7 protein-coding genes and 1 tRNA gene are annotated in these 6,370 nt (G+C 54.0%); 2 read left to right on the plus strand and 6 right to left on the minus strand.

What is annotated here, in order from left to right; all coding sequences use genetic code 11:
• The 4 genes from ACZ25G_RS08990 to ACZ25G_RS09005 form a co-directional block, all read right to left on the minus strand.
• Positions 1 to 1,010, minus strand: a 1,010-nt coding sequence (locus ACZ25G_RS08990) for a chitobiase/beta-hexosaminidase C-terminal domain-containing protein (protein WP_463682215.1), incomplete at its 3' end; no start/stop codon positions are given.
• 41 nt (positions 1,011 to 1,051) lie between these two features.
• Positions 1,052 to 2,254 (minus strand): YibE/F family protein, encoded by a 1,203-nt coding sequence (locus ACZ25G_RS08995; protein ID WP_463682216.1) that lies wholly within the window; start codon positions 2,252 to 2,254, stop codon positions 1,052 to 1,054.
• Between the two features lie 498 nt (positions 2,255 to 2,752).
• On the minus strand, positions 2,753 to 3,115 hold the full coding sequence (locus ACZ25G_RS09000; RefSeq protein ID WP_463682217.1) for a hypothetical protein: 363 nt from the start codon (positions 3,113 to 3,115) through the stop codon (positions 2,753 to 2,755).
• Positions 3,116 to 3,171: 56 nt separating this feature from the next.
• Entirely contained in the window at positions 3,172 to 3,612 is a 441-nt protein-coding gene (locus ACZ25G_RS09005) for an Hsp20/alpha crystallin family protein (RefSeq protein ID WP_191509511.1), read from the minus strand.
• Positions 3,613 to 3,835: 223 nt separating this feature from the next.
• Between ACZ25G_RS09005 and ACZ25G_RS09010 the strand changes: the two genes are divergently transcribed.
• Entirely contained in the window at positions 3,836 to 4,024 is a 189-nt protein-coding gene (locus ACZ25G_RS09010) for a hypothetical protein (protein WP_463682218.1), read from the plus strand.
• 131 nt (positions 4,025 to 4,155) lie between these two features.
• On the opposite strand, the gene ACZ25G_RS09015 is transcribed toward ACZ25G_RS09010, so the two are convergent.
• Positions 4,156 to 4,232 (minus strand) — tRNA-Pro (locus ACZ25G_RS09015).
• Between the two features lie 309 nt (positions 4,233 to 4,541).
• Here ACZ25G_RS09015 and ACZ25G_RS09020 point away from each other — a divergent pair.
• Positions 4,542 to 5,918 (plus strand): glycine--tRNA ligase, encoded by a 1,377-nt coding sequence (locus ACZ25G_RS09020; RefSeq protein WP_463682219.1) that lies wholly within the window; start codon positions 4,542 to 4,544, stop codon positions 5,916 to 5,918.
• A gap of 54 nt (positions 5,919 to 5,972) precedes the next feature.
• On the opposite strand, the gene ACZ25G_RS09025 is transcribed toward ACZ25G_RS09020, so the two are convergent.
• The gene (locus ACZ25G_RS09025) at positions 5,973 to 6,143 is read right to left on the minus strand and encodes a 4Fe-4S binding protein (RefSeq protein WP_191482677.1); all 171 of its coding nucleotides are present in this window, start codon (positions 6,141 to 6,143) and stop codon (positions 5,973 to 5,975) included.
• Between the last annotated feature and the right edge of the window lie 227 nt (positions 6,144 to 6,370).

Genomic DNA, 6,370 nt, shown 5'->3' on the forward strand with positions numbered 1-6,370 from the left:
CTATAGGTGCCGTCGCCGTTTTTGACCACCGTCCACACCTCGGTATCTCCAAAGCCGGTGACGGTATCGCCGGAAACCTCGACATCCACCCCTACGTTATAGAAGCCGGTTTTCTGGGAGGAAAGGGCTTTGTTATAGGCCGGGGCATAGATAACCACCTTGTCCCCGTCCTCCAGGGGGATTCCCCCTTCTTCTATGGTGTACTGGAGGGTCTGTACCGCGCTGTAAACGCCATCCAGCACCGCCACCGCTTTCAGGGTGCAGGCGGCGCTGATCACCGGCTTATTCCCGTCGCCGTAAAGCTGGCGGGAGGAATTGCCGCTGTCGGCAGGGTCGCTCCCATCCAGGGTGTAGTAGATCTGGGCGCCGGTTGTCGTGGTGCTCAGGGTGATGGAGGTACCCTCTGCCACCGCGCCTGCCTGGGGGTTGGCGGAGGGGGCTGCCACCGTTACCTCCCCGGAGCCGCCCTCCTCTAATTTGTAGAGGGTAAACTCGTGGGGATATCCGCCGGGATTGTTGGTGGCGGTCGTCTGCTTATAGCCCCGGAATTTGTTGTCTGAGGCTCTGTTGCTGGCTAAAACCACCGTATCGCTGCCGGTGCCGGAAAAGACAAACTTTCCGTCTGTTTCCGTCCAAGTCCAATCGTATTCCCCTTCATTGATGCCGTTATTGTTGCCCCCTTTGGGCGCGATAAAGGCACCGTCGCTGAGCTTGATCTTGGCGGAGGTACCTGTGACGGTAATCTCCACTACCGCGGTTGCTGGATTTGTCACCGTGTCCCCATCCGGGGTCAGGGCGACAGCGGAAACCCAGGTGCCGTCCATGGGACCCACGGCATAGCCGGTGTCCACCATCATAACATACTCGCCGGTGGTAAAATCATCGCTGCCTGCAATCTTGTGATACTCCCCCGTTCCCGCGGCAAAGGCTGCCGTAGGCACCAGGGAAAGGAGCATCAACATTACCAGGATCAGGGATACCACCCTTTTCAGACCATTCTTGGTTTTCATTGGCCTTCATATCCTCCTTTGATTCGTATGAACATCTATTTTCAAACGCCTTTGCGCCCAGCCATCATTCGGGCGCTGATCAAGGCGACAATTGGCACACATAATAGGATCCCCATGGCCCCTGCGATGCTCTGGATGATCTCGATGCAGATATAATCGGTGTTGATGAGCTGGAGAAAGGGGATGTCATAGGTCTGCACCAGGATGAGCATATTAAAAGAAGAACCCGCAAAGGCCAGGATCAGGGTGTTGGCCATGGTGCCCATGGCGTCCCGGCCAATGTGCATGCCGGAGCGGAAAAGCTCTCCCGCCGTCAGCCGGGGATTTTGCTCCTTTAGCTCCCAGACCGAGGAGGCGATTCCCAGGGCCACATCCATGACCGCCCCCAAGGCGGAGATGAGGACGCCGCAGACCAATAGACCGCTGATCTTCAGCCCCTGGTCGGCGCCGTAAAGGATGAGGTTTTCCGCCTCCGGCATGTTAAAGCCGTTCATGGGGGTGATCGTTCCCACCAGGGCCGCAATCCCCCCGGCTACCACGACGCCGATGACACAGCCCAGCACCGAGCAAAGGGTCTTTTGGGAAAATCCGTTGAGCAGCACCAGAGCCCCCGCCGCTGTCACCGCCACCATGGCTACCGTTACCGGGATGGCGGGCAGTCCTCGGATAATGCTGGGAATGAGGATAAACCAGATGCATGCCAGGGTGAAAATCAGTCCGGCCAAGGCCCCCATTCCCTTCTTTCCTCCCAGCACAGCCAGCAGGACAAAGAAAATCAGGACAAAAACGCCTAGGACAATCCCCCGGTCGTAGTTAAAAAGGGAAGGATAATAGCTGCCCTCATCGTCGGTCATAATCCGGACGATGACCTGATCCCCTTTATCTAAATCCACATTGAACAGGGCGCTCATAGGGTTTGTCAGGGTCATAATTTCATCTTTGTGGGCGCCGGTGAGGATTTTGATCTCCAGTTCTTGGGTACCCACCCGCTTTCCTTCGGCATCCTCATCGGGCTGGGCATCATCGGAGAGCACCGCCGTCACCACCGCCTTGTCATAAGCCATCTGGCTGGCGCTGGTGGGCACCTGTCCCTCCACCGGCTGGTTGATCCAGACGCCCCAGGCGATCAGCCCGGCGAAAAGCACCGCCCCTGCCCCAAGTCCCGCCAGGTTTTTTGGCTTTTGCAGCCACTCCTTCAAGGCATGGGTCCGATCCTTCAGTTTGATTTTTAACTTATCCCACATGAAATTCATTTCCTCCAACGCGATTTCTCTCTGTGTCCCGACACAGCCCTCCGCCGGAAACAGAAAAAGGAACTGTTGCCATCCAAGCTGCGGCTGTTCGGACTTCGGCTGGACCAAATTCGCCGGCCGCCCGCTTTTCTGGAGCAGATTCCCAGTTCATGATGCCTGTAACTATACTTCGGGGTTTCAGACCTTGGCGTTTTCTCCCTCTTTCCTGTCGTGGAAAAGGCCGCCTGCCATCGATCCAGGCTTTGTGATCCATCATCCATCATAGCCAGCCGGCGAAGGAGGGACAATCATGTTTGCGTGAAGGCAGTGTAAAGTTCGGTTTTCGTAATGTAAAGAATATTGAGAAAAAAACAGAGACACTCCGCAGCTATCGGCCGCAAAAAAACAGCCGCCTCCTGCCGGGGGATTTCCCCTTGCAGGAAGCGGCTGCCTTATTTTCGCCTATGCACTTGTGTGATCCTGACCTTGCCAGGATGCTGGTGATCTTTTCTATTTCTTCGACTCCCCGTCGATCTCATAATCCTTGAACAGGGCCAGCACATAGCTGTTGGAAAGCTTCTTTCCCATCAGCTCCCGGAATTGGGCGCTTTTGGTCCGCCCCTCTCCCCGCAGCTGCTCCAGCTTTTGGGAGATCTCCTTCTGTTTCTGCTCCAGGTCTTCCCAGAGGTTTTCCAGTTTCGCCAGCCTTTCGACGGCCTCGCCGCCATAACCTTCCTCCAGGGGCTGGATCTGTTGGCTGTCTACCTGATAACCGGATCCGTTTCCCTGTTTTCTTGTCAGCCGGTTCAATGGCCTACGCCCCCCTTTCGTTTTCTCATCATACTCCCCTGCTCCTGTCTTGTCCAGTGCCATTCAAAAACAAAAAGGAGCGTCCCATGAGACGCTCCTTCTGTATCAATTTGTTGCGCTTATTCGATGGCAATGGTCGTTGTCTTCGGCAGCTGCTTTTTGGCCTCTTTGGGCAGGGAGATCTTCAGGATACCGTCTTCATACTTGGCGGATACATCCTTCGACTCTATATCGCCCACATAGAAGCTTCTTCTCAGGGCGCCTGCGTACCGCTCCTGGCGGATATATTTGCCTTTCTTATCCTTTTCATCTTTATCCAGGCCCTTGGCGGCGCTGATGGTCAGATAACCATCCTTCAAGTCTACATCAATCTCGTCTTTCTTAAAGCCGGGCAGGTCAATATCAACTTCATAGGTAGTATCCGTTTCCCGTACATCAGTCTTCATCAGGTTCTTGGCATGTTTGCCATACAACGGATTGCGGCGGTTCCACATGGAACGCATAAAATCATCATCAAAGAAATCATCAAACAAATTTTCACCAAAAATGCTGGGCAACATAAGTCATTCCTCCAATCTTTTCGCTTATTTCTTGCCCTGCGGGAGGAACCCTTTCCGTCCCTCTCTCTTGGAACAACTTTGTTATATCACTCCATATTAGCACTGTCAAGAGGCTAGTGCTAAAATTCACAAAAGAAGCCATGACTCGTTACAAAATATATGATTTTTAAAGGCCGCCCACAAATCCCACTGCAAAGAAAAAACCTCAACAAACGGCATGAACATGCCATTTGTTGAGGATAATTCCTTGGTTTGTGCCACAAAAAAGATACCTGCTGCAAACGCGAGTGGCAAGGCAAAAGAAAAAACTGAGCCTGGAACGCGGATTGCGTCCAGGCTCAGCCTGGTGGGTTTTCGCCACAAAAAAGATGCCCGCCTTAAGCGCGGGCAAAAAGGCAAAAGAAAAAACTGAGCCCGGAACGCGGATTGCGTCCAGGCTCAGCCTGGTGGTTTGCGCCACAAAAAAGATGCCCGCCTTAAGCGCGGGCGAAAAGGCAAAAGAAAAAACTGAGCCCGGAACGCGGATTGCGTCCAGGCTCAGCCTGGTCGAGGCGACAGGACTCGAACCTGCGGCATCTTGGTCCCAAACCAAGCACTCTACCAAACTGAGCTACGCCTCGTCGTCGCACCAGGGAAATAGAAGTTGTACGCACCTGCGCCCCTATCATCGATATCAGAATGTGCTAGCAAAGTCAGCGCAGGATCTCTTTATTTGTGGTGCGAACAATATTATAGCGGAATCTTCCCTCTCTGTCAATAATTCTTGCAGGTTTACAGGGGAAAAATGGCGGTTTTATCCCCTTTTGCCTTGACTTATCCTGCCCTGAAGTTTAAAATTAAGAAGTTAGTATATGGATTTTCCTCGTGAGGAATCACCAGACGCGATGGAGCAGTCGGTCTGTAATGGATAGAAAATGGGAGGTAAAGTTATGCTCAATTCTGAGAAAACCATGGACAAGATTGTGGCCCTGTGCAAAGGCCGCGGCTTTGTCTATCCGGGCAGCGAAATCTACGGCGGCCTTTCCAACTCCTGGGACTATGGTCCCCTGGGTGTGGAGTTTAAAAACAATGTCAAGCGGGCATGGTGGAAGAAATTTGTCCAGGAGTCCCCCTACAACGTGGGGCTGGACAGCGCCATCCTGATGAATCCCCAGGTGTGGGTGGCTTCCGGCCATGTAGGCGGTTTTTCTGACCCGCTGATGGACTGCAAGGACTGCAAAACCCGCCATCGTGCCGATAAGCTCATCGAGGAGCAGACCGGCGTGGCCCCCAACGGCTGGAGCGACCAGCAGATGATGGATTTCATCAAAGAAAAGGGCGTCAAATGCCCGGACTGCGGTTCCACCAACTTTACCGATATCCGCAAATTTAACCTGATGTTCAAGACCTTCCAGGGTGTCACCGAGGACGCTAAGAGCGAACTGTATCTGCGTCCTGAGACCGCCCAGGGTATCTTTGTCAACTTTTCCAACATCCAGCGCACCACCCGCAGGAAGCTGCCTTTCGGTGTCTCCCAGATCGGAAAATCCTTCCGCAACGAGATCACTCCGGGCAACTTCATCTTCCGTACCCGTGAGTTTGAGCAGATGGAGCTGGAGTTCTTCTGCAAGCCGGGTACCGATCTGGAGTGGTTCGCCTACTGGAAGGATTACTGCCACAACTTCCTGCTGAATCTGGGTATCAAGGATGAAAACCTCCGGCTGCGGGATCATGAGAAGGAAGAACTTTCCCACTATTCCAACGCCACCACCGATATTGAGTTCATGTTCCCCTTTGGCTGGGGCGAGCTGTGGGGCATTGCCGACCGCACCGATTTCGACCTGTCCCAGCATATGAAACACTCCACCAAGAGCCTGGAGTACTTCGACCCGGAGACCAACGAGCGGTACATCCCCTATGTCATCGAGCCCTCCCTGGGCGCCGACCGGGTGGCTCTGGCCTTCCTGTGCGAGGCCTACGACGAGGAGCAGGTGGGCGAAAAGGACACCCGTGTGGTCATGCATCTCCATCCGGCCCTGGCCCCCTACAAGGCTTGTATCCTGCCCCTTTCCAAGAAGCTGTCCGAGCAGGCCACTGCCATCTATCATGACCTTGCCAAGCATTTCATGGTGGATTACGACGACGCCGGTTCCATCGGCAAGCGCTACCGCCGGCAGGATGAGATCGGCACCCCCCTGTGCATCACCTTCGACTTTGACAGTGTGGAGGATGGCTGCATCACCGTACGGGATCGGGATACCATGGAGCAGACCCGGATGCCCATTGCGGAGCTTGTGCCCTACATCGAGAAAAAACTGGAATTCTAAAGCAAAAAGAAAAGCGCACACCCTAGGGTGTGCGCTTTTTTTGTACCTATTTCATTACTGGGGATTGGGTGCTCCTACGGGACATACGCCGTTGCAAGCGCCGCACTCGATGCAGGTATCGGGATCGATGACGTATTTGTCGTCACCAGCGGAGATAGCGGATACGGGGCACTCTGCCTCGCAAGCGCCGCAGCTGATGCACTCATCATTAATTACATATGCCATGAATGATACACCTCCTTTGTTTTCAACGTTATTGTACCATATCCGTGGAAAATTGCAACCGTTCCCGGCCCAATTTCCAGGAGGTTTTTTCAATTAATTTCTTCCACCACCTGCCGGCGGCGGGCAGTGCCCGCTGCCAGATCGCGCTTTGGTATCGTTCGAGACAAAAACGCGGGTGTCGCGGACGGCGGTTTTAGCTAGGCCGTGGGCGCGTCTTCCTCGCCGGG

The organism is Zongyangia sp., assembly GCF_965361945.1.

What these genes read in the sequence shown, in the direction of transcription:
- ACZ25G_RS08995 (WP_463682216.1), bottom strand. Translation starts at nt 2,254, where the DNA reads ATGTGGGATAAGTTAAAAATCAAACTGAAGGATCGGACCCATGCCTTG.
- ACZ25G_RS09020 (WP_463682219.1), top strand. Translation starts at nt 4,542, where the DNA reads ATGCTCAATTCTGAGAAAACCATGGACAAGATTGTGGCCCTGTGCAAA.
- ACZ25G_RS09000 (WP_463682217.1), bottom strand. Translation starts at nt 3,115, where the DNA reads ATGGCACTGGACAAGACAGGAGCAGGGGAGTATGATGAGAAAACGAAA.
- ACZ25G_RS09025 (WP_191482677.1), bottom strand. Translation starts at nt 6,143, where the DNA reads ATGGCATATGTAATTAATGATGAGTGCATCAGCTGCGGCGCTTGCGAG.
- ACZ25G_RS09010 (WP_463682218.1), top strand. Translation starts at nt 3,836, where the DNA reads ATGCCATTTGTTGAGGATAATTCCTTGGTTTGTGCCACAAAAAAGATA.
- ACZ25G_RS09005 (WP_191509511.1), bottom strand. Translation starts at nt 3,612, where the DNA reads ATGTTGCCCAGCATTTTTGGTGAAAATTTGTTTGATGATTTCTTTGAT.